The organism is Delftia sp. ZNC0008 (genome assembly GCF_000799035.1).
Taxonomy (GTDB): domain Bacteria; phylum Pseudomonadota; class Gammaproteobacteria; order Burkholderiales; family Burkholderiaceae_C; genus Comamonas; species Comamonas tsuruhatensis.
Genome location: NZ_JTKZ01000554.1, coordinates 1 through 631, shown reverse-complemented (window position 1 = coordinate 631; position 631 = coordinate 1). Strand labels below are relative to the sequence as shown.

General features: G+C 73.9%; 1 protein-coding gene. It reads left to right on the top strand.

Annotation, left to right across the window (positions count from 1 at the left end):
• A partial coding sequence (locus L995_RS18380; protein ID WP_197065158.1) for an AAA family ATPase occupies window positions 1-631 on the top strand: 631 nt, incomplete at both ends.

Below are 631 nucleotides of genomic sequence, written 5' to 3'. Positions count from 1 at the left end.
CCCGCCTGCGGCGGACGGTGGCGCCGTGGACTGGCAGAAGCTGGCCTGCGCGCTGGCGCTGCGCGGCCGGCTGTCGGTGATCACGGGCGGCCCCGGCACCGGCAAGACCTATACCGCCGCTCGGCTGCTGGCCCTGCTGTTTGCCACGGCGCCCGATGCCGGCCAGTTGCGCGTGGCCCTGGCCGCCCCCACGGGCAAGGCGGCTGCGCGGCTGAAGCAATCGATCGACGGGGCCTTGCTGCAATTGCAGGGCAGCATGGGCGGCGAGATCGACCTGGCGGGCCTGGTGCAGCGCATGGCTGCGGCGCGCACCCTGCACTCCATGCTGGGCGCGCGGCCCGATACGCGGCACTGGGGATTCCATGCAGGGCGGCAGCTGGACGTGGACGTGCTCATCGTCGATGAGGCCTCCATGGTCCACCTGGAGATGATGGCGGCGCTGCTGGAGGCACTGCCGGCCGGCGCCCGCCTGGTGCTGCTGGGCGACAAGGACCAACTGGCTTCGGTGGAGGCGGGCGCCGTGCTGGGCGACCTGTGCCGCGATGCCCAGGCCGGGCGCTACCTGCCCGACACGCTGGACTACGCACTGCGCGTGGCGGGCCAGCGGCTGCCGCCGCAGTTCGCGGCGCCC